General features: G+C 63.6%; 23 protein-coding genes. 17 read left to right on the top strand and 6 right to left on the bottom strand.

All coding sequences use genetic code 11. The annotated features are described in order from the left end of the window. Window positions 1–19: 19 nt before the first annotated feature. Complete coding sequence (locus AC1DXN_RS20975; RefSeq protein WP_477271061.1) at window positions 20–1300, bottom strand: caspase family protein; 1281 nt, start codon at window positions 1298–1300, stop codon at window positions 20–22. Between the two features lie 113 nt (window positions 1301–1413). Between AC1DXN_RS20975 and argJ the strand changes: the two genes are divergently transcribed. The 5 genes from argJ (at window position 1414) to AC1DXN_RS21000 (ending at window position 4588) form a co-directional block, all read left to right on the top strand. Beyond that, the gene (argJ, locus tag AC1DXN_RS20980) at window positions 1414–2655 is read left to right on the top strand and encodes a bifunctional glutamate N-acetyltransferase/amino-acid acetyltransferase ArgJ (RefSeq protein WP_477271063.1); all 1242 of its coding nucleotides are present in this window, start codon (window positions 1414–1416) and stop codon (window positions 2653–2655) included. Continuing rightward, window positions 2655–3434 carry a GNAT family N-acetyltransferase gene (locus tag AC1DXN_RS20985; RefSeq protein WP_477250034.1) on the top strand — a complete coding sequence of 260 codons (780 nt, stop codon included), beginning with the start codon at window positions 2655–2657 and terminating at the stop codon, window positions 3432–3434. The genes argJ and AC1DXN_RS20985 overlap by 1 nt, the downstream gene beginning before the upstream one ends. Further along, on the top strand, window positions 3431–3853 hold the full coding sequence (locus AC1DXN_RS20990) for a (deoxy)nucleoside triphosphate pyrophosphohydrolase (protein ID WP_477271064.1): 423 nt from the start codon (window positions 3431–3433) through the stop codon (window positions 3851–3853). Before AC1DXN_RS20985 ends, AC1DXN_RS20990 begins: the two co-directional genes overlap by 4 nt. A 112-nt stretch (window positions 3854–3965) precedes the next feature. After that, window positions 3966–4277, top strand: a complete 312-nt coding sequence (locus tag AC1DXN_RS20995; RefSeq protein ID WP_477271066.1) for a hypothetical protein — start codon at window positions 3966–3968, stop codon at window positions 4275–4277. A gap of 128 nt (window positions 4278–4405) precedes the next feature. Then, the gene (locus AC1DXN_RS21000; protein WP_477271068.1) at window positions 4406–4588 is read left to right on the top strand and encodes a Flp family type IVb pilin; all 183 of its coding nucleotides are present in this window, start codon (window positions 4406–4408) and stop codon (window positions 4586–4588) included. A gap of 6 nt (window positions 4589–4594) precedes the next feature. Here AC1DXN_RS21000 and AC1DXN_RS21005 read toward each other — a convergent pair whose 3' ends face one another. After that, entirely contained in the window at window positions 4595–5467 is an 873-nt protein-coding gene (locus AC1DXN_RS21005; protein WP_477271070.1) for a methyltransferase domain-containing protein, read from the bottom strand. 63 nt (window positions 5468–5530) lie between these two features. On the opposite strand from AC1DXN_RS21005, the gene AC1DXN_RS21010 reads away from it, so the two are divergent. From AC1DXN_RS21010 to AC1DXN_RS21025, 4 genes are read left to right on the top strand one after another with little or no spacing between them, the layout of a single operon-like run. After that, complete coding sequence (locus AC1DXN_RS21010; protein WP_477271072.1) at window positions 5531–6316, top strand: ComF family protein; 786 nt, start codon at window positions 5531–5533, stop codon at window positions 6314–6316. Window positions 6317–6351: 35 nt separating this feature from the next. Further along, entirely contained in the window at window positions 6352–6621 is a 270-nt protein-coding gene (gene grxC, locus AC1DXN_RS21015; RefSeq protein ID WP_477271074.1) for a glutaredoxin 3, read from the top strand. Window positions 6622–6631: 10 nt separating this feature from the next. After that, window positions 6632–7498 carry a carbon-nitrogen hydrolase family protein gene (locus AC1DXN_RS21020; RefSeq protein ID WP_477271076.1) on the top strand — a complete coding sequence of 289 codons (867 nt, stop codon included), beginning with the start codon at window positions 6632–6634 and terminating at the stop codon, window positions 7496–7498. Further along, complete coding sequence (locus tag AC1DXN_RS21025; protein ID WP_477271078.1) at window positions 7495–7920, top strand: DUF1178 family protein; 426 nt, start codon at window positions 7495–7497, stop codon at window positions 7918–7920. The genes AC1DXN_RS21020 and AC1DXN_RS21025 overlap by 4 nt, the downstream gene beginning before the upstream one ends. A 4-nt stretch (window positions 7921–7924) precedes the next feature. Here AC1DXN_RS21025 and AC1DXN_RS21030 read toward each other — a convergent pair whose 3' ends face one another. After that, window positions 7925–8410: a MarR family winged helix-turn-helix transcriptional regulator gene (locus AC1DXN_RS21030; protein WP_477271080.1), complete on the bottom strand. Its 486-nt coding sequence runs from the start codon at window positions 8408–8410 to the stop codon at window positions 7925–7927. Between the two features lie 101 nt (window positions 8411–8511). Between AC1DXN_RS21030 and AC1DXN_RS21035 the strand changes: the two genes are divergently transcribed. Continuing rightward, window positions 8512–9402: a DMT family transporter gene (locus AC1DXN_RS21035; protein ID WP_477271082.1), complete on the top strand. Its 891-nt coding sequence runs from the start codon at window positions 8512–8514 to the stop codon at window positions 9400–9402. Window positions 9403–9417: 15 nt separating this feature from the next. Here the strand turns inward: AC1DXN_RS21035 and AC1DXN_RS21040 are convergent, their stop codons facing one another. The 3 genes from AC1DXN_RS21040 to AC1DXN_RS21050 all read right to left on the bottom strand — a co-directional run bounded on the left by AC1DXN_RS21040 (window position 9418) and on the right by AC1DXN_RS21050 (window position 10815). Then, complete coding sequence (locus AC1DXN_RS21040) at window positions 9418–9759, bottom strand: MmcQ/YjbR family DNA-binding protein (RefSeq protein ID WP_477271083.1); 342 nt, start codon at window positions 9757–9759, stop codon at window positions 9418–9420. 25 nt (window positions 9760–9784) lie between these two features. Beyond that, window positions 9785–10534, bottom strand: a complete 750-nt coding sequence (gene ubiG / locus AC1DXN_RS21045; protein ID WP_477250051.1) for a bifunctional 2-polyprenyl-6-hydroxyphenol methylase/3-demethylubiquinol 3-O-methyltransferase UbiG — start codon at window positions 10532–10534, stop codon at window positions 9785–9787. Between the two features lie 95 nt (window positions 10535–10629). Continuing rightward, entirely contained in the window at window positions 10630–10815 is a 186-nt protein-coding gene (locus tag AC1DXN_RS21050) for a hypothetical protein (RefSeq protein WP_477271085.1), read from the bottom strand. A gap of 80 nt (window positions 10816–10895) precedes the next feature. Between AC1DXN_RS21050 and AC1DXN_RS21055 the strand changes: the two genes are divergently transcribed. The 7 genes from AC1DXN_RS21055 to AC1DXN_RS21085 all read left to right on the top strand — a co-directional run bounded on the left by AC1DXN_RS21055 (window position 10896) and on the right by AC1DXN_RS21085 (window position 20996). Continuing rightward, window positions 10896–12149: an aspartate kinase gene (locus AC1DXN_RS21055; protein WP_477271087.1), complete on the top strand. Its 1254-nt coding sequence runs from the start codon at window positions 10896–10898 to the stop codon at window positions 12147–12149. 81 nt (window positions 12150–12230) lie between these two features. Beyond that, window positions 12231–14501, top strand: a complete 2271-nt coding sequence (gene ptsP, locus AC1DXN_RS21060) for a phosphoenolpyruvate--protein phosphotransferase (protein ID WP_477250054.1) — start codon at window positions 12231–12233, stop codon at window positions 14499–14501. 9 nt (window positions 14502–14510) lie between these two features. Continuing rightward, the gene (gene prfA / locus AC1DXN_RS21065; RefSeq protein ID WP_477250056.1) at window positions 14511–15590 is read left to right on the top strand and encodes a peptide chain release factor 1; all 1080 of its coding nucleotides are present in this window, start codon (window positions 14511–14513) and stop codon (window positions 15588–15590) included. Continuing rightward, a complete protein-coding gene (gene prmC, locus AC1DXN_RS21070; RefSeq protein WP_477271089.1) occupies window positions 15583–16452 on the top strand; it encodes a peptide chain release factor N(5)-glutamine methyltransferase in 870 nt (289 codons plus the stop codon). Before prfA ends, prmC begins: the two co-directional genes overlap by 8 nt. 313 nt (window positions 16453–16765) lie before the next feature. Further along, a complete protein-coding gene (locus tag AC1DXN_RS21075) occupies window positions 16766–17773 on the top strand; it encodes a DUF4167 domain-containing protein (protein WP_477271090.1) in 1008 nt (335 codons plus the stop codon). Window positions 17774–17997: 224 nt separating this feature from the next. Beyond that, the gene (gene clpB / locus AC1DXN_RS21080) at window positions 17998–20604 is read left to right on the top strand and encodes an ATP-dependent chaperone ClpB (protein WP_477271092.1); all 2607 of its coding nucleotides are present in this window, start codon (window positions 17998–18000) and stop codon (window positions 20602–20604) included. A gap of 35 nt (window positions 20605–20639) precedes the next feature. Beyond that, entirely contained in the window at window positions 20640–20996 is a 357-nt protein-coding gene (locus AC1DXN_RS21085) for an MmcQ/YjbR family DNA-binding protein (RefSeq protein WP_477250063.1), read from the top strand. Window positions 20997–21057 lie beyond the last annotated feature (61 nt).

Below are 21057 nucleotides of genomic sequence, written 5' to 3' on the forward strand. Positions count from 1 at the left end.
TTGTGTCCTGAAGCTGCGCTTATTTCATCGCTTCGGATGTTTCCGATGCGATGCGCCATTGGCCATCTGACTTGACCAGTCCCAACGTCACCCACGCCTTGCCTGTCAGCCGCGCTGCCGCTTTGTCCTTCGGCACATAATCGTAAGCCATGGCGAAAACCGCGTCGGCGCTGTCTTCGCCATGCGGCGTCACCTCAAGGCTGCCGGGCTCGAGATTGAACGACCATGATGCAAATTGCGCGAACCAGTCAGTCTTGACCTTGATGAGGGCGTCCGTGTCATAGCGGGTGCCGAAGATGGTGGCGGAGGGACTGTAAAGCCGCTTGACGGTTTCGCTCATCGCTTTGGTATCCGGTGCCAAATAGTCTTGGAGCAGGAAAGCCTCGATCGCGCCCTTGTCGCCGACGGAACGCTCCAGCGCCGCAACCTTGGTTTCGGGCGCGGGGCCGACAGCCGGCTTTACGTCCGCGACGGGTTCTCCGCCGGGCACGAATTCGAAGCGTTCGAGCAGCGAGCCTTGCTCCCAAGGGCGCTGCCCCTCGCGTGTTTCGGAGACCACGTCGCGGCGCACCGCGATCATCATGTCGTTGATGCTTTGGCCAGGTTCGGCGATGTGCCGCAGAAGCGCTGCGGCAAAGGGCGAATTGCGCCCGGTCCCGTCCATGGCGACGGCGCCGGGCGCGGTCGAGAAGGCGATGAACGAGCCGCGTGTCGAATCGAACTGCGCCAGGCCGGCAAGAGCCGTTGCCGATCGCGTGGTGGCGGTACGGCTCAGGCTGCGCGCAAACGGATTGTTGCGGCAGGCATCGAGAAACACCAGGCTGACCTTGGTCTGCTGTTCCATGATGTCGAGAACTTCGTCGATCGGCACGGCTTCGAGCTGCAGCTTGACCGGCATGTCGAGCCTGGCATCGACCGGGACGATGTAGTTGCGCCCTTCGACCTGCAGGCCATGGCCGGCATAATAGAAAAGCCCGGCACCGGCGCCTTCCAGCGCATCGGAAAACTCGCCGATCTTGCGTTCAAGCTCACGCTTGCCGAGATCATTGCCTTCGATGACCTCGAAACCGATGCTGCGCAGCTTGCCGGCAATGTCGAGCGCGTCGTTGACCGGATTGGTCAAGGTGCCGGCCTCGGCATAGGTGCCGTTGCCGATGACCAGCGCCACGCGCTTTTCCGGCTGCGCATCGGCGCTCAGGAGCAGAAGCCCCAGAAACGCCATCGCCAAGATCACCAGCCTGCCCATGGCCGGGATCATAACGCGAGAGGCCTCGCCGACGCCAACGGATTTGAAATGCAAGCTTAATCCAGGTGGCTTGCCGGCGCCGAAAACGGAAGAGAACGCCCTTGCGCCAGGCCGTGGTATCGGGCAAACCGGCCTTCCCCAGCGTTTTTCCGCCGCCCGAGGTCCCCATGTCCGCAACGATTTCGCCGCTCGCGCCGAAGAAATATCCCAAAATGCCTGCCATCGAGGGCGTGCGCATCGCCACTGCCGAGGCGGGGATAAAGTACAAGAACCGCACCGACCTGCTGGCCATGGTCTTCGATGCCGGCACCACGGTTGCCGGCGTGTTCACCAAGTCGAAATGCCCGTCGGCGCCGGTCGATTTCTGCCGGCAGAACCTTGCCGCCGGCAAGGCGCGCGTGCTGGTCGTCAACTCCGGCAACGCCAATGCCTTCACCGGCAAGAAGGGCCGCGCCTCCACGGCAGTGACCGGCGAGGCGGCTGGCAAGGCCGCGGGCTGCACACCGGGCGAGGTGTTTTTGGCTTCCACCGGTGTCATCGGCGAGCCGCTCGACACGGCGAAGTTCAGCCATCTGCTGGCCGGGCTGGTCAAGGACGGCAGGCCGGACCAGTGGACCGAGGCGGCAAAAGCCATCATGACCACCGATACCTATCCGAAAGTGGCGACCGCGACGATCAAGCTCGGCGACACCGACGTCACCATCAACGGCATCGCCAAGGGCGCCGGCATGATCGCGCCCGACATGGCGACGATGCTCTCCTTCATCGCCACCGACGCGCCGATCGCCGCACCCGTGCTGCAGGATCTTTTGTCGCGCGGCACGTCCAAGACTTTCAACGCGGTCACCGTCGACAGCGACACCTCGACCAGCGACACGCTGCTGATCTTCGCCACCGGTGCTGCCGGCAAGCGTGGCGCGCCAGCGATAAGCGATCCCAGGGATGCCCGCCTCGGCGCGTTCCGCCGGGCACTTGGCAAGGTGCTGAAATCGCTGGCGCTGCAGGTGGTGCGCGACGGCGAGGGCGCCCGCAAGCAGGTCGAAGTCACCGTCACCGGCGCGAAATCGGCCCGCTCGGCCAAGCGTATCGCGCTGTCCATCGCCAACTCGCCGCTGGTCAAGACGGCGGTCGCCGGCGAGGACGCCAATTGGGGTCGCGTCGTCATGGCCGTCGGCAAGGCCGGCGAACCCGCCGACCGCGACCTTCTGTCGATCTGGTTCGGCGACAACCGGTTGGCGCATGAAGGCGAGCGCGACGCCGGCTACTCCGAAGCGGCGACATCGGCCTACATGAAGCGCGACGAGATCCGCATCCGCGCCGATATCGGCATCGGCCGCGGCAAGGCGACGGTGTGGACCTGCGATCTCACCAAGGAGTATGTCGCCATCAATGGCGACTATCGGAGCTGATGGCGGTGGTCCCCAGACATCCGGCAAGCGTGCTCGCGACCGTGCGCCGCTACGAGGCGGCCGGCTTTCGCGCCTGGCCGGCGGCGGCCGTCCATTATGACGGCACCTGGGTGGTGCGGCTGACGGCCGGCCATCCAGCCAAGCGGCTGAACTCGGTCAACCCGCTCGATCCCGGCGACATCCAGCACATTGCCGAGCGCATCGGTCGCGCCAGTCGTCGTTTCGAGGCCTATGGCAGGCCGTTGACCTTCCGCATCTCGCCGCTGTCGGGGCCTGATCTTTCCAACCATCTCGACAGCGAAGGCTGGAGCACCTTTGACGAATCGCTGGTCATGCGGTTGCCGCTGGCGGACGCCCAGCTCGACGCCGCCATGGACCAGATCCCGTTGAAGGACATCAGCCGCTTCATCGGCGCGTCGCTCAAGGTCAGCGGTTCGGATGTGTCGCTGCGGCCAGGTCTGTCGGAGATCATCGGCGCCATCCAGCCGGAGGCCGGGCTGTTCGCGCTCGAAGAGGGGACCGAGCCGCTGGCGACGCTGATCTGCGTCCATGATGGCGATCTCGCCGGACTGTTCGAGATCGCCACCGACAGATCGGTGCGCAACCGGGGCCATGGCCGCCACCTCATCCTGTCGGCGCTGAAATGGGCGCGGCTGCGCGGCGCGCGCGAGGCCTGGCTGCAGGTCGAGGCCGTCAATGTGCCGGCGCTGGGGCTTTATCATTCGCTCGGCTTCAACGAAGTCTATCGCTATCACTATCGCCGGCCGCCCGGGGCATGAGCGGCGCGAACCCCGCCGGCAAGCGCCTGCTGCTGGTCGCCGCATGTGCGCTGGTCGACACCGATGGCCGCGTGCTGCTGGCGCAGCGCCCCGAAGGCAAACAACTCGCCGGCCTGTGGGAGTTTCCGGGCGGCAAGGTCGAACCCGGCGAGACGCCCGAACAGTGCATTATCCGCGAACTGCATGAGGAGATCGGCATCGAAACCGAGATCCCGTGCCTGGCGCCGCTGACCTTCGCCAGCCATTCCTATGATGATTTTCATCTGCTGATGCCATTGTTCGTCTGCCGCCGTTTCCGAGGCATTGCGCAGCCAAGGGAAGGGCAGGTGCTGAAATGGGTGCGGCCAAAGCAGATGCGCGACTATCCGATGCCGCCCGCGGACGCGCCGCTTATCCCGTTCCTCATCGATCTGCTGTGATCCGCGGCCACTGCCTTGGTTTAGGCAGCGTTAATGGAAGTTTTATCTTGCCGTGAAAGATTGAGGGAAGGGCCAAGTCTGGCCGCGCGTTGATTCGCTGGGGAGCGATTGCATGAGCCTCGACAAGGACTGGGACTCGATCCGGCCCGATCGCAGCCGCGCCGCTGATGCCGGCATGGGCATCTTGCGCGTCACGCTGCTGTTCGGCTCAGCCGCTGTAGCGCTGGCCTTGATCGCGACCCCCTTCCTCGACGGCCTGCGGTCGCAATCCGACCGTGACGGTTTTGCTGGTGGCCTCGACATGACGAGCACCGGCTCGATCGGCCATCGCGACACCTATACGCTGCGCAGAAGCGTGCTGCAGCCGCTGCCCAGTTCGATCTGCGTGATCCGCGCAAACGGCAAGCGCAGCGGTGATTGCTGAAGAACATAGTCAAAAAAGCCTTGGGGCCATCCCTGGTGAAGGCCCTGTTTCACCGCCTGTTAAGCTTGTGCCGTTAACCTTTCTTAACAGGTCGGCGTTAGGGTTCCTGACAAGAGGGATCGACGATCATGAAACCACTACTGCAACGATTTCTGGAAGATGAAACTGGCGCCACGGCCATAGAATATGGCCTGATCGTCGCTGTATTGTCGCTCGTCATCGTCGGCGGCGTCGGTAGGGTCGGCAATGCGATCCAGTTCCTGTTCAGCGACACCAACAGCAAGCTTGCCAACGCCTTCGCTGGGAACTGAACTCCGTCAGCGTCGGTCTGGATTTTCCAGTATCGTCTTCAACGACAGCTTCGCCGAGCCCGGCTTCAGCGGCTTTTGTTGCGAGGCATCGGGCGCCCAGCCGGACATCCACACGATCGAGAAACTCGCCCTGACGCGGCCATCGGCGTCCGAAAACCGCTCGGCGTAGATTTCGGCGGCGCGCGCAAACAGTTTTCGTGTGCCCGGCCGTCGGCTGCGGTCGACGAGCGGGCTGGTTTCGCCCATGGCTCTGAGATCGGCGAGCAATCCAAACAGGCTGTCGTACCGCACCGCCACCGTCTCGACATCGGTAACCGGCAGCGCCAAGCCGGCGCGTTGCAAAAGCGCGCCGGCGTCACGGACATCGGTGAACGGAATGACGCGCGGACTGGCGCCGCCGTAAAGCTCGGTCTCTGCGGCGAGCAGGCTTTCACGCAATTCGAACAGCGTGCCGGCGCCGGCAAAGGCGCCGAGGAAAAGCCCGTCCGGACGCAATGCGCGGCGGATCTGCACCAGCATGCCGGGAATGTCGTTCATCGCCTGCAGCGACAAGAGCGAGACGACGAGGTCGAGGCTTTCCGCCGGGAAAGGCACTGTTTCCAGCGGCGCCAGCAGGCCTGGCCCGCCATCCAGGAAGACCGGGTCCGCCTCGACGCGCACGATATCCGTCACCTTGCCGCTTTCGGCGACCACGCCGGTTGCCGTCGGCGTCTGGCAAAACAGTATCGCCGCCTTGGCAAATTGGCGCTCGACCGCCCCCAGCCGGTCGGCAAGATCTTCCGCCACCCGCCGCATCAGAAAATCGGCGCCGCCCATCGGGCGCGCCAAAGCCCGACGCTTGCGCGCCAGCCAGAGCGAGGTGTCGATTATCGGCTGCAACGGATGGGTTCCTGTTTTTCCGCACCGATCATGTGGTGCTATAGTGGTGCGGAGACCAACCACGTGGCCGATCCCATGCCAGAGATCAAGAGTATTGCTCGAAAGGCATTGGACTGGCCGGCGCGTATCCTGTTTCCGCCGGTCTGTGCCGGGTGCCGCCGTCATGTCTCGCAACCCGGTGTGCTGTGCGGCGCCTGCTGGCCGAAGCTCAGGCTGCTGGAGCGGCCATGGTGCGCGGTAATGGGCACGCCATTCACCCACGACATGGGCGAAGGGTTTCTGTCGGCCGAAGCGATCGCCGATCCGCCGCCCTTCGACCGGGCGCGGGCCGCCGTTGCCTATTCGGGTGTCGCGCGTCAGATGGTGCAAGGGCTGAAATACCAGGATCGCACCGATCTGGCGCCGTGGATGGCGCGCTGGATGCTGCGCGCCGGGTCCGAACTGATCGCCGACGCCGATGTGGTCGTGCCGGTGCCGCTGCACTGGCGGCGCTTTTTCAGGCGCCAGTTCAACCAGTCGGCCGAACTGGCCAGCGCGGTATCCCAGCTCAGCGGCCTGCCTTTCTCGCCCTCGGCAATCCGCCGCGTCAAACTCACCCGCCAGCAGGTAGGGCTGGAGCGGCACGAGCGCGAGGACAACGTGCGTGCCGCCTTCCGTGTGCCCGACGAGGCGGAAATCCAGATCGCCGGCCGCCGGGTGCTGTTGATCGACGACGTCTACACCACCGGCGCCACCGTGCGTGCCGTCGCCAAGGCGCTGAAGAAGGGCGGCGCCGGCGCGGTCGACGTGCTGACCTTTGCGCGTGTGCTGCCGGGGGACTTTCGGGCCGACGAGTCCGCGACTATATAGTGGAAAGTGCCAAGACAAGGCAGGACTGCTGACCGATGATCGATGTGACGATCTACACCAGGATGATGTGCGGCTATTGCGTAGCGGCCAAGCGGCTGCTCGAGCGCAAGGGCGTCGCTTACACCGAGCACGACGCTTCCTTCTCGCCGGAACTGCGCCAGGAAATGATTTCCCGCGCGCAAGGCCGCTCGACCTTCCCGCAGATTTTCATCGGCGACACGCATGTCGGCGGCTCCGACGAGCTCCACGCATTGGAGGCACAGGGGCGGCTGGACAAGCTGCTCGCCAACGGTTCGACCAGGTAGGGACATGACGATGGGTGCTTTCAAGGCGGCGGCGATCCAGATGCGTTCGGGCGAGAACCCGGAGCGCAACGCGGTCGATCTGGAGCGAATGGTGCGCGACGCGGCAGGCCAGGGCGCGACCTACATCCAGACGCCGGAAATGACCGGCGCGCTGATCCGCGACAAGGAGGCGCGTGCCGCTTCCTTCACCTCCGAGGACAAGGACATTATCGTCTCGACGTCGCGGAAGCTGGCCAAGGAGCTCGGCATCTTCCTGCATATCGGCTCGACCGCCATCCTGCGTGCCGACGGCAAGCTGGCAAACCGCGCGCTTTTGTTCGGGCCGGACGGCGCAACGCTTGCGGTCTACGACAAGATCCACATGTTCGACGTCGATCTCGACAATGGCGAGAGCTGGCGCGAATCCGCCGCCTATGAGCCGGGCACCGAGGCCGTGGTCACCGAGATCGATGGCGCCAGGCTCGGCTTTGCCGTCTGCTACGATCTGCGCTTTCCGCAATTGTTCCGCGCCGAGGCGCTTGCCGGCGCCGATGTGCTTTCGGTGCCTGCCGCCTTCACCCGCCAGACCGGCGAAGCGCACTGGCATGTGCTGCTGCGGGCACGGGCCATCGAGAACGGCGCCTATGTCGTCGCCGCCGCGCAAGGCGGCGTGCACGAAGACGGCCGCGAGACCTACGGCCATTCGCTGATCGTCGACCCGTGGGGCCGCATCATCACTGAGGCCGCGCATGACGAGCCGGCGGTGATCGTCGCCGAGATCGATCCGGCGCAATCGCTGGCCGCTCGCAAGAAGATCCCCAACCTCAAGAACGCCCGCGACTTTGCCGTCAATGCCGGCTCGGTGGAAGCGCCGCGCCTCAGAGGGGCGGCCTCGTGATCCGCTTTTCCCTGATCTGCGAGCACGAGCACGAATTCGAAGGCTGGTTTCGTAGCAATGACGATTTCGACACGCAAAAGAAGCGCGGTTTCGTCGATTGCCCGGCCTGCGGTTCGCACAAGGTCGAGAAGGCGCTGATGGCGCCGGCCGTCTCCACCGGGCGCAAGCAGGAAAAAATCGCGCTGGCCATGGGCGAGGCGCAGAAGCAGGCATTGGCGCAATTGAAGGCGATGGCCGAGAAGGTGCGCGAGAACGCTGACTATGTCGGTGACAAGTTTGCCGAGGAAGCGCGCAAGATCCATTTCGGCGAAAGCGATGCGCGCGGCATCTATGGCGAGGCGACACTGGATGAAGCCAAGAGCCTGGCCGAGGACGGCGTCGAATTCATGCCGATCCCGAGTTTTCCCGACGACCGGAACTGATCGGTTAGCTCACGCTGCCTATCAATTTCTCAAGCAGCTGAGCCAGCGTCTCCCGCTCGGTTTGCGTCAGGCCGGCGAGGATTTCGTGCTCGTTGGCGACGTGGGCGGCGATGGCCTCATCGATCAAGGCAAGACCCTTTTCGGTCAGCCGCACGACAATGCCGCGCCGGTCGCTGGGATGCGGGCCGCGCAAGGTCAACCCGACCTTTTCCAGCCGGTCGAGCCGGTTGGTCATGGCGCCCGAGGTCACCATCGTCGCCTCGTAAAGAGCAGTCGGCGTCAGCGCGTAAGGCTGGCCGGACCGGCGCAGCGTCGCCAGCACGTCGAATTCGCCGGCTTGCAGCCCGAAGCGGGCAAACAGCGGGGCGAGGCGCTCGCGCGCGATCTGTGAAGACGCCTCGTTCAATCGGCCAAGCACCGCCATCGGCGAGACGTCCAGATCTGGCCGCTCCCGTTTCCACTGCTCGATCGCCTTTGCCGCGCGATCCATCTGTCTCACCGTTAAATATCTTGACGTTAAGAATCTCTGCGTTATCTTATCTCAAGATACAACACCGGCCAAGTGCCGCAAGTGAGTAACGGGACCACCCGATGAAATTTCTCTGGGATTCGGCGCTCGGCCTGCTGGTCGTCACCGGCGGGCTGCTCGGCCTGACATTGCCATTCGGCAAGCTGGCCACAGTGGCCGGCGTTCCCGCCATGGTCTGGGCCTTCGTCATTTCGCTTGGCGCCGGCGGCGTTCTGTTGTGCTCATTGCTGTTGCGCGGTCAGCGCATCCGGCTGACCCCACATAAATTGCGCTATTTCTTCATCACGGCGGCGGTGTCCTACGCCTTCCCCAATCTGTTGATGTTTTCGGCCATCCCACATCTTGGCGCCGGCTACACCGGCATCATGTTCACGCTGTCGCCGGTGATTACGCTGGTGTTCTCGATCCTGCTGCGTGTCCGGCGCCCCAATATGCTGGGCGTAATCGGCATTGCCGTCGGCTTCATCGGCGCAGTGATGGTGGCGGTAACGCGCGGCGAAGCCGGCCAACCGGCCGAATTCTTCTGGGTGGCGATGGGGCTGCTGATCCCGGTCAGTCTGGCCGCCGGCAACATCTACCGCACGGTCGACTGGCCTGAGGGGACAGGCCCGATCGAGCTTGCCGTCGGCAGCCATTTGGCGTCGGCCGCGATTCTGCTCACGGGAATTCTGGTTTTGCTGGGTGGCAGTGCGTTCGGCTCGCTCGGTGGCGTGCCGCTGGTGGTCGCAGCCCAGGTCGCATCGGCGTCAGCTATGTTCGTCTTCTTCTTCCGGCTGCAGGCGGTCGGCGGTCCGGTCTATCTCAGCCAGATCGGCTATGTGGCGGCGGCGGTCGGGCTGTTTGCCGGGACGATCTTTCTCGGCGAGCACTATCAACTGCTGACCTGGGCCGGCGCCGTCATCATCACCGCCGGCGTGTTCATCACCACAAAGGCGCAAAGCCAGAAGGGCTGAACTTCTGGGGCGCTATCAACGCGGGCTTGCGTCGAAGATTTTCCTGAGAGCTGGCGACGCAACATTTCGCCAGGACATACGCACTGCGCTGCGGAACGTCAGCTCGTCGCAGGCATCGAGCATGATCGACGTCCAGCCTTTTTGTCCCCAGCCGCCCGGCACAGGCTTGAAAATCAGCGGTTCGGCTGCAGTCATCATGTCTTGCTGGTCGCGGTCGAGCTTGATCACGGCGCGATCGTTTTCGGGCAGCGACATGAAGATGCGATTGCGTACCCGGAAGTCGGCCTTGCCGAAATGCGATTTCTCGACGGCTTCGGGAAGTTCAAGCGTCAGCTGTCGGGCTCTGCCAGTGTCCACGGCCTGACAATCTCCAGATCAACCCTCAGACCGAGCCTTTTTCGGCCAGCACCATGTAGTTGACGTCCATGTCCTTCGAACGCTGCCAGCGATCGGCGAGCGGATGGTAGACGACGCCGGTGCGGTCGATGATGGTCAGGCCGGCGCCGCCAAGCGCCTTTTCGAGCTCTTCCGGGCGCACCAGCTTGCCGAACTGGTGGGTGCCGCGCGGCAGCCAGCGCAGCACATATTCGGCGCCGATGATGGCCAGGCCCAGCGCCTTCAGCGTGCGGTTGATGGTGGCCACGAACATGATGCCGCCGGGTCTGACCATCTCGCCGCACTTGCCGACGAACAGGTCGATGTCGGCGACGTGCTCGACCACTTCCATATTGAGGATGACGTCGAATTTTTCCCCGGCGTCGGCCAGATCCTCGGCGGTGGTGGCGCGATAGTCGACGCTGACGCCGGCCTCTGCCGCATGCAGTTTGGCCACTTCGATGTTGGTGACCGAGGCGTCGGCGCCGACCACTTCGGCGCCGAGCCGCGCCATCGGCTCGCACAACAGCCCGCCGCCGCAGCCGATGTCGAGGAAGCGCAGGCCCTCGAACGGTCGCGCCGCGCGCGGGTCGCGGCCGAAGCGTGCCGCCACCTGGTCGCGGATATAGGATAGCCGGACCGGATTGAACTTGTGCAGCGGGCGGAACTTGCCGTTCGGGTTCCACCATTCGGCGGCTAAAGCGGAGAAGCGTTCCACTTCTCCGGCATCGATCGTCGATCGTCGGGGCTCTGGCATCGCTTGGTCTCCCGCGGACTCACAAATAAGGCGCGATCGGACGCAAACCGGCTCGCGCTCTGGTCGCTAGGAAGTCGGGCGTAGGGGAGGGAAAGTCAAGGCAACAATTTTTTCGCCGCCAGCCACTGCTGACGGAAGGTGTCATTGCCGCGATGGATCAAAATGTCGTTATCATGGCCGATCGTGAAGCAGGGTGAACCCATCTCCAGGGACGGGCGATTCTCCCGGGTTTCCCACAGTCCTTGCGGATGGTCCCTGTTTTGGCTAAGGAGGCCGCGCATCCAGCGGCTCGGCCTGACTGGGCGCGTTCTTTCCGCTTTCGGCCTTCGGTCCGGCATTCAGTCAAAGGCATTTCGCTTCCATGGCGCGCATCGTGATGAAATTCGGCGGAACATCCGTCGCCGACATCGCCCGCATCCGCAATGTGGCGCGCCATGTCAAACGCGAGGTCGATGCCGGGCATGAGGTGGCGGTGGTGGTTTCGGCGATGGCCGGCAAGACCAACGAGCTGGTCGGCTGGACGCGTGAAGCCTCGCCGATGCACGATGCGCGCGAATATGACGCCGTCGTCGCCTCAGGCGAGCAGGTGACCGCCGGTCTGCTGGCGATCACGCTGCAGAACATGGGCGTGCATGCCCGTTCCTGGCAGGGTTGGCAAATCCCGATCAAGACCGACAACGCGCATGGCGCGGCGCGCATTCTCGACATTGACGGAGCGTTTTTGATCAGGCGTTTCGGCGAGGGCCAGGTGGCCGTGGTCGCCGGGTTCCAGGGCATTGGACCCGACAACCGCATCGCCACGCTCGGCCGCGGTGGCTCCGACACCAGCGCGGTGGCGATTGCGGCGGCGGTCAAGGCCGACCGCTGCGACATCTACACCGATGTCGACGGGGTCTATACGACCGATCCGCGCATCGAGCCGAAGGCCCGGCGGCTGGCCAAGATTTCGTTCGAGGAAATGCTCGAAATGGCCTCGCTCGGCGCCAAGGTGCTGCAGGTGCGCTCGGTCGAGCTTGCCATGGTGCACAGGGTGCGTACTTTCGTGCGGTCGTCCTTCGACGATCCCGATGCGCCCGGAATGGGGGATTTGCTCAATCCGCCGGGAACGCTCATTTGCGACGAGGAAGAGATCGTGGAACAGCAGGTCGTCACCGGAATTGCCTACGCCAAGGACGAGGCGCAGATCTCACTGCGCCGTGTCGGTGACCGCCCGGGCGTTGCCGCCGGCATCTTCGGGCCGCTGGCCGAGGCCAACATCAATGTCGACATGATCGTGCAGAACATCTCCGAGGACGGCAAATTTACCGACATGACTTTCACCGTGCCGTCCGGCGATGTCGACAAGGCGCTTGCCGTGCTCGAACGCCTGAAGGCCACGATCGGCTACGATGTCGTGCAATCGGAAGCTGGCATGTCGAAGGTCTCGGTCATCGGCATCGGCATGCGCAGCCATGCCGGCGTCGCTGCCACCGCCTTCAAGGCGCTGGCCGACAAGTCGATCAACATCCGCGCCATCACCACCTCCGAAATCAAGATTTCGATCCTGATTGACGGTCCCTATACCGAACTTGCGGTTCGCACTTTGCATTCCGTCTACGGTCTGGATAAGCAGTAACGAGACAGAGTCGGTTGTTGCGTTTGTGCCGGTGCGCGAGGAAGCTGCGCTGGCCAAGAAGCCATTGGAGAACAAGCCGCGATGCGTGATACGGCCAGTGGCCCGCGCGTTTTGCTGAAACGGCTCCGCGAGCTCATGCAGGAGCCGCTGGAGCCGCAGGAGCGGCTTGACCGGATCGTGCGCGACATCGCCTCCAACATGGTCGCCGAAGTCTGCTCGCTCTATGTGCTGCGCTCCGATTCGGTGCTCGAACTCTATGCCACCGAAGGTCTGAACCCGAACGCCGTCCATTTGGCGCAGTTGCGGCTCGGACAAGGTCTGGTGGGTACGATTGCGGCCAGTGCGCGGCCTCTCAACCTTTCCAACGCGCAGGAACATCCGGCCTTCGCCTACCTGCCCGAGACCGGGGAAGAGATCTACAATTCCTTCCTCGGCGTGCCGGTGCTGAGGGCAGGGCGTACGCTTGGCGTGCTGGTGGTGCAGAACAAGACCATGCGCCACTACCGCGACGACGAGGTCGAGGCGCTGGAAACGACGGCGATGGTGATCGCCGAGATGATCGCCACCGGCGACCTTGCCCGCCTGACCCGGCCCGGGCTGGAACTCGATTTGCGCCGTCCGGTGAGTTTCACCGGTCTGTCCTTCAATGACGGCGTCGGGCTTGGCCATGTCGTGCTGCACGAGCCGCGCATCGTCGTTACCAATCTGTTCAACGAGGACAGCGAGGAAGAGGTCCGTCGGCTCGAGACGTCGCTCGGTTCGCTCAGGCTCTCCATCGACGACATGCTGGAGCGCCGTGACGTCGCCTTCGAGGGGGAGCATCGCGAGGTGCTCGAAGCCTATCGCATGTTCGCCAACGACCGTGGCTGGGTGCGCCGGCTGGAAGAGGCGATCCGCAACGGCCTGACGGCGGAAGCCGCCGTCGAAAAAGTGCAAAGCGACATGCGCGCCCGCATGCTGCACATGACCGATCCCTATCTGCGCGAGCGCATGAGCGACTTCGACGATCTCGCCAACCGGCTGCTGCGCCAGTTGATGGGCCGCGGACCGGACGATGTCGCGGCCTCGCTGCCGAAGGACGCCATCATCGTCGCCCGCTCGATGGGCGCCGCCGAACTGCTCGACTATCCCAGGGACAAGCTGCGCGGCGTGGTGCTTGAGGATGGCGCTGCGACCAGCCACGTCGTCATCGTGGCGCGCGCCATGGGCATCCCCGTCGCCGGCCAGATGAAGGGCGCCGTTTCCATGGCGGAAAACGGCGATGCCATCATCGTCGACGGCGAGGAAGGCACCATCCATCTGCGCCCGCAGCCCGACCTCGAAGCCGCCTATGCCGAAAAGGTCCGCTTCCGGGCGCGGCGGCAGGAGGTCTACCGCGAACTGCGCAAGAAGCCGTCGGTGACCAAGGACGGCGTGCAGGTCGACCTGTTGATGAATGCGGGTCTCGCCGTTGACCTGCCGCAGCTGGCCGAAGCAGGTGCCGCCGGCATTGGCCTGTTCCGCACCGAACTGCAATTCATGGTCGCCTCGACCTTTCCGCGCGCCGAAGCCCAGGAGCGACTCTACCGCGATGTGCTCGAAGCGGCGCGCGGCAAGCCGGTTACCTTTCGCACCATCGATATCGGCGGCGACAAGGTGCTGCCTTACTTCAAGGGCGCGATCCAGGAAGAAAACCCGGCGCTTGGCTGGCGCGCCATCAGGCTGACGCTCGACCGGCCGGGCCTGCTCAGAACCCAGATCCGTGCTTTGCTGAAGGCGTGCGGCGGCCGCGAATTGAAGCTGATGCTGCCGATGGTGACCGAACTTGGCGAGATCGCGCAAGCGCGCGAGATCATCGACCGCGAGGTGCGGCATCTCTCCCGCTTTGCCCACCATCTGCCGACCAGCCTCAAGCTCGGCGCCATGCTGGAAGTGCCGTCGCTGCTGTTCCAGCTCGACGAATTGATGAAGGCGGTCGATTTCGTCTCGGTCGGCTCGAACGATCTGTTCCAGTTTGTCATGGCGGTCGATCGCGGCAACACGCAGCTCTCCGACCGCTTCGATACGCTGTCGACGCCGTTTCTGCGGGTTTTGAAGCAGATCGCCGATGCCGGGGTTCGCAACAACACGCCGGTGACCTTGTGCGGCGAGCTCGCCGGAAAACCCATATCCGCTATGGCGCTGATCGGCCTCGGCTATCGCTCGATTTCGATGTCGCCGGCCTCGATCGGTCCGGTCAAGGCGATGCTGACCGAACTGCCGCTGGACGAATTGCAAGCCTTCTTCGACGACAATCTGATGGCCCCGCCGCAAGGATTGCCGATGCGGGCGCTGCTGCAGGCCTTTGCCGACGACCGCTCGATTCCGCTATAGCATCTCGCCATGATCAACCTGCCCCGCGACCGTATGGATCAAGTCGTCAAGCGTTTCGAGATGCTCGAAGCGCAGATGTCGGCCGGGCCGGCTGCCGACGCCTATGTGAAAATGGCGTCGGAATACGCAGAGATCCAGGACATGGTGGCCAAGGTCCGGTCGCTGCGCTCGGCCGAGCATGAGCAGGCCGATCTGGAGGCGATGCTCGCCGACAAGGGCACCGACGCCGAGATGCGAGCACTGGCCGAGGCCGATCTGCCAGCGGTCAAGGAGCGCATCGAGGCGCTGCAGCAGGACATCCAGATCCTGCTTCTGCCCAGGGATGCCGCCGACGACAAGAACGCCATTTTGGAAATCCGCGCCGGTACCGGCGGCGACGAGGCGGCACTGTTCGCCGGCGACCTGTTTCGCATGTATGAGCGCTATGCGGCGGCACGCGGCTGGCGTTTCGAGGCGGCATCGGCCAGCGACGGCGATGCCGGCGGCTTCAAGGAAATCATCGCCACTGTGTCGGGCAAGGGCGTCTTTGCCCATCTGAAGTTCGAATCCGGCGTGCACCGCGTGCAGCGCGTGCCGGCGACCGAGGCCAGCGGGCGCATCCACACTTCGGCGGCGACGGTCGCGGTGCTACCCGAGGCTGAAGAGGTCGACATTGACATCAAGGCCGAAGACATCCGAATCGATACGATGCGCGCTTCGGGTTCCGGCGGCCAGCACGTCAACACCACCGATTCGGCGGTGCGCATCACCCATCTGCCAACCGGCATCATGGTGGTGCAGGCGGAAAAGTCGCAGCACCAGAACCGGGCGAAAGCCATGCAGATCCTGCGTGCGCGGCTCTATGACCTCGAACGCGGCAAGGCCGATGAGGAGCGCTCGGAATCGCGCAAGTCGCAGGTCGGTTCGGGCGACCGCTCGGAGCGCATCCGCACCTACAATTTCCCGCAAGGCCGCGTCACCGACCATCGCATCAATCTGACGCTCTACAAGCTGGAGCGGGTGATGATGGGCGAACTCGACGAGATCATCGACGCGCTGCTTGCCGATCATCAGTCGAAGCTGCTCGCCGATATGGGCGTCGATGGCTGATATCTTGCCCGGCAAGCTCGGGCTGCTGCTCAAGGCGGCGCGGGAACGACTTGCGCTGGCCGGTGTCGCCGATCCGGCGCTCGATGCCAGGCTGATCGTCGAGCATTTTTCCGGCACGAGCCGCACGCAGGCTATCGCAAATCCGGAGCAGGCGGTCGATGCCGGCATGGTCGCCGCGATTGATGCCGCCTTGCGCCGGCGTATCCTGGGCGAGCCGGTGCACCGCATCCTCGGGTTTCGCGAGTTCTACGGCTTGCGGCTGTCACTGTCGCCGGACACGCTGGAGCCGCGGCCGGATACCGAAACGCTGGTCGAGGCGATCCTGCCCTTGGTCAAGACGACAGCGGAGCAGCAAGGCGGATGCCGCATCCTCGATCTTGGCACCGGCACCGGCGCCATTGCTCTGGCACTACTCAGCGCCGTACCGGCCGCCATCGCCACCGGCGTCGATGTTTCAGAGGGCGCGCTGGAAACCGCCATGCGCAATGCGTGGAATCTGGGTCTTGCCGGCCGGTTCGAGGCGCTCCACTCCAACTGGTTCGAAAAAGTTTGCGGCCGATACCATGTAATTGCCGCAAACCCTCCCTATATACGGTCTCAAGACATTGGAAATCTGCAGGATGAAGTCCGCGATTTCGACCCGCACAAGGCCCTTGATGGCGGCGCGGACGGTCTTGGCCCCTACAGGATCATCGCCGCCGAGGCGGCAAGGTTTCTGGAAGCTGAAGGCAGGATAGCAGTCGAGATCGGCCATACGCAGCGCCAAGACGTTACAGATATATTCGCATCGGCCGGCTATGTGCTGGCCGGGGCGTTCCGCGATCTTGGTGGTAACGACAGGGTTTTGATCTTTGAACTGTGAATGCCTTGATGCAGTGCGAAAAAAGCGCTTGGCAATGCCGGGGAATGCGGCTAGGGTCGCCATAACCGGATGAGACGAAGCAGGCAGTGCTCTTAGCGATTCGGTTTTCCTTGGAAATAGCTGCCTTCTTGCGCAAACGACGCCCAAGCTTCGTGCGGGAATCGTCCGGCAAGTGATGTAACCGGAACAGGATGACACGTGGCGCCAACGCAATTGATGCGGGCGAACGCCGGTGAAGAAACGAAACGGCTGGCTGCATGAGCGCCTCCGTTCGTGAAGAGTTTTTCGAAAATTTCAAAATGAAGAGAGTCGAATGAGGCCACAACAGCAGAACAGGCGCATGCGCGGTCGCAACAACAATGGCGGCGGCGGTGGCAACAACAATAACAACAACAACAACCGCAAGGGGCCAAATCCCCTGACGCGCAACTACGAGAGCAACGGCCCGGACGTGAAGATCCGTGGATCGGCTCAGCAGATCGCCGAAAAATACGCCACCCTTGCCCGTGACGCGCAAAGCTCCGGCGACCGGGTCATGGCGGAAAACTATCTCCAGCATGCCGAGCACTACAACCGCATCATCGCCGCCGCACAGGCGCAGTTGCCGATCCAGAACGCGCAGCAGAACCGCGACGATTTCGACGATGACGGCGACGACGATCGCGATTTCGACAATTCCGGCAACAACAACGGCAATGAGACGCAGGCTCCGGTGGTCAATCACGGTGCCGGTCCGCAGCCGGTCATCGAAGGCACGCCGGCCGAGCTGGCGTTCAACCAGGAAAACAGCCGCGACAATCGCAACAATCGCGACAACAATGGCCGCGACAATAGTGGCCGAGACAACAATGGCGGGCGCCATCGCGACCGCCGTCCCGGTGGTGGCTACGGCCAGAACGGCCAGCGTGGCGACAATCCACGCAATGAGCAGGGTGGCCAACGCTTCGACCAGAGCCGACCCAATGAAACGCCTGTGCAGGCGGAAACCGTTTCGCAGGCCGACACTGGCTTCGTGCCTCAGACCGAAACGGGTTTCGTGCCCCGGACCGAAGCGAGTTTCGTGTCCCAGGCCGAACCTGTTTTCGTGGCCGAGCCCGTACCAATGTTTGATAGTTTTTCGCCGGCGGCTCTTGCCGCTCAGGCTGAACTCAACGAAGCCGCCGCTGAAAGCGGCGCTGCACGCCGGCCGAAGCGTCCGCGCCGTCCGCGCCTACACGCCGACCAGGTGGATGGCGGCAATGACACTGCAGCAGCAGACGCGGATACGGCGCCGGCTGAAGACAATGGTGGCGAACCGGCCGCTGTCGTCGTCGACAACTGATCGATCAAGGCTTTCGGATAGCGCTAGACGGCGGGGAGAAATCTCCGCCGTTTTTGTTTTGCCGGCCTGTGGAATATTGTGCGTTGACCGATATCAAGGCGTCTTGAGAGACCGTAGCCTATACACCATATCTCGCGTGAACAGGACCCGGCTCGAACGAGCGGGTCCGTCACCGCAATCTGATCCGGTGCCGCAAAGCGGGCCGGTGATGGAAGGAGACAGATATGAACCTTGAAAAATACTCCGAGCGCGTTCGCGGCTTCATCCAGTCCGCGCAGACCATGGCGCTTTCGCGCAATCACCAGCAATTCACCCCAGAGCATATGCTCAAAGTCCTCGTCGACGACGATGAGGGGCTGGCGGCATCGCTCATCGAGCGCGCCGGCGGCACCATCCGCGACGTCAAGCTCGGCGTCGAGACGGCACTCGAGGCGATGCCCAAGGTGGAAGGCGGCAATGGCCAGCTCTATCTGGCGCAGCCGCTGGCCAAAGTGTTTTCGACCGCCGAGGAACTGGCCAAGAAGGCTGGCGACAGCTTTGTCACCGTGGAGCGGCTGTTGCAGGCGCTTGCCATGGAGAAGTCGGCCAAGACCGCCGACATACTGGCCAAGGCCGGCGTCACCGCGCAGACGCTCAACCAGGTGATCAACGATGTCCGCAAGGGCCGCACCGCCGATTCGGCGAGCGCGGAGCAGGGCTATGACGCGCTGAAGAAGTATGCGCGCGACCTCACCGCGGATGCCCGCGCTGGCAAGCTCGACCCGGTCATCGGCCGTGACGACGAGATCCGCCGCACCATCCAGGTGCTGTCGCGCCGCACCAAGAACAATCCGGTGCTGATCGGCGAGCCCGGCGTCGGCAAGACGGCGATTGCCGAAGGGCTGGCGCTGCGCATCGTCAATGGCGACGTGCCGGAATCGCTCAAGGACAAGCAGTTGATGTCGCTTGATCTTGGCGCGCTGATCGCCGGCGCCAAATATCGCGGCGAGTTCGAAGAGCGGCTTAAGGCTGTGCTGTCCGAAGTCACCTCCGCCAACGGCAACATCATTCTGTTCATCGATGAGATGCATACGCTGGTCGGTGCCGGCAAGGCGGATGGCGCCATGGACGCGTCGAACCTTTTGAAGCCGGCGTTGGCGCGCGGCGAACTGCATTGCGTCGGTGCGACCACGCTCGACGAATACAGGAAGCATGTCGAGAAGGACGCAGCGCTTGCTCGCCGCTTCCAGCCGGTGTTCGTAGACGAACCGACGGTGGAAGACACGGTGTCGATCCTGCGCGGCCTGAAGGAAAAGTACGAGCAGCACCACAAGGTGCGCATCTCGGATTCGGCACTGGTTGCGGCGGCAACACTGTCCAACCGCTACATCGCCGACCGTTTCCTGCCGGACAAGGCGATCGACCTTGTCGACGAAGCCGCGTCGCGGCTGCGGATGCAAGTCGATTCGAAGCCCGAGGCGCTGGACGAGATCGATCGCCGCATCATGCAGCTCAAGATCGAGCGTGAGGCGCTCAAGGTCGAGAAGGACGACGCGTCGAAGGACCGGCTCGCCCGCCTCGAAAAGGAACTCTCCGGCCTCGAGGAAGAATCGACCGAGATCACCACCAAGTGGCAGGCCGAAAAGCAGAAGCTCGGGCTTGCCGCCGATCTCAAGAAGGAGCTCGACGAGGCCCGCAACGAGCTTGCCATTGCCCAGCGCAAGGGTGAATTCCAGCGCGCCGGCGAGCTTGCCTATGGCCGCATTCCGGAACTGGAAAAGCAGCTGAAGCAGGCCGAAGCCCAGGACGGCAAGGTCGGCATGGTCGAGGAAGTGGTCACGCCCGACCACGTCGCCCATATCGTGTCGCGCTGGACCGGCATTCCGGTCGACAAGATGCTGCAAGGCGAGCGCGACAAGCTGTTGCGCATGGAAGACGAGATCGGCAAGCGCGTCATTGGCCAGGGCGAAGCGGTGCAGGCGGTGTCCAAGGCGGTGCGGCGTGCGCGTGCGGGCCTGCAGGATCCGAACCGGCCGATCGGCTCGTTCATGTTCCTCGGGCCGACAGGCGTCGGCAAGACCGAACTGACCAAGGCACTGGCCAATTTCCTGTTCGACGACGAAGGCGCCATGGTGCGCATCGACATGTCGGAGTTCATGGAAAAGCACTCGGTGTCCCGGCTGATCGGCGCTCCTCCCGGCTATGTCGGCTATGAGGAAGGCGGCGCGCTGACCGAAGCGGTGCGGCGCCGGCCCTATCAGGTCGTGCTGTTCGACGAGATCGAGAAGGCGCATCCGGATGTGTTCAACGTGCTGCTGCAGGTGCTCGATGACGGCCGCCTGACCGACGGACAGGGCCGCACCGTCGACTTCCGCAACGTGCTGATCATCATGACGTCGAATCTCGGTGCCGAATACCTGGTCAATCTGAATGAAGACCAGGATGTCGACGTCGTGCGCGACGAGGTGATGAATGTCGTCAAGGCGTCGTTCAGGCCGGAGTTCCTCAACCGCGTCGACGAGGTGATCCTGTTCCACCGGCTGCGCCGGCAGGATATGGGCCGCATCGTCGAGATCCAGCTCAAGCGGCTGGAAAGCCTGCTCGTCGAGCGCAAGATTACGCTGTCGCTCGATCAGGAGGCGATCGACTGGCTGGCGGCCAAGGGCTACGACCCGGCCTATGGCGCGCGGCCGCTGAAGCGGGTGATGCAGAAGGAACTGCAGGACCCGCTGGCGGAGAAGATCCTCCTCGGCGAGATCCTCGACGGTTCGACCGTCAAGGTCACCGCCGGCTCCGATCGGCTGAATTTTCGGTCGAAGCCAACGGTGGTGGCGACCGAGGCGGCAGCCTGAACCCAGGCTGCGTTTCATAAAATGGCGGGGCGCGGATGACGCTGGACGACTACAACGGCTTCTGCGCCTCGCTGCCTTCGACACACCATGTCGTCCAGTGGGGCGGCGCCCATGTATGGAAGGTCGGAGCCAAGGTTTTTGCCATCGGCGGCTGGGACGAGGGGAGAGAACCCTTCGTCACCTTCAAATGTTCCGAGATTGCCTATGACATACTGAAGGAGCAGCCGGGCCTGCGGCCGGCGCCCTATCTCGCCTCGCGCGGCATGAAATGGATCCAGCGTCAGACAAGCCAGAGCATGGATGATGATGCGCTGAAAGACTACCTGCGCGAAAGCCATCGCCTTGTCGTGTTGAAGTTGACGAAGCAGACGCGCGTGGAATTAGGCCTGTAACCGCCGGAAATCCGCCATCTTCATGCCCGGTTCATGTTGGAACCTTATGGTGGGGTAACTG

It is taken from the genome of Mesorhizobium sp. P2_H9, assembly GCF_056403215.1.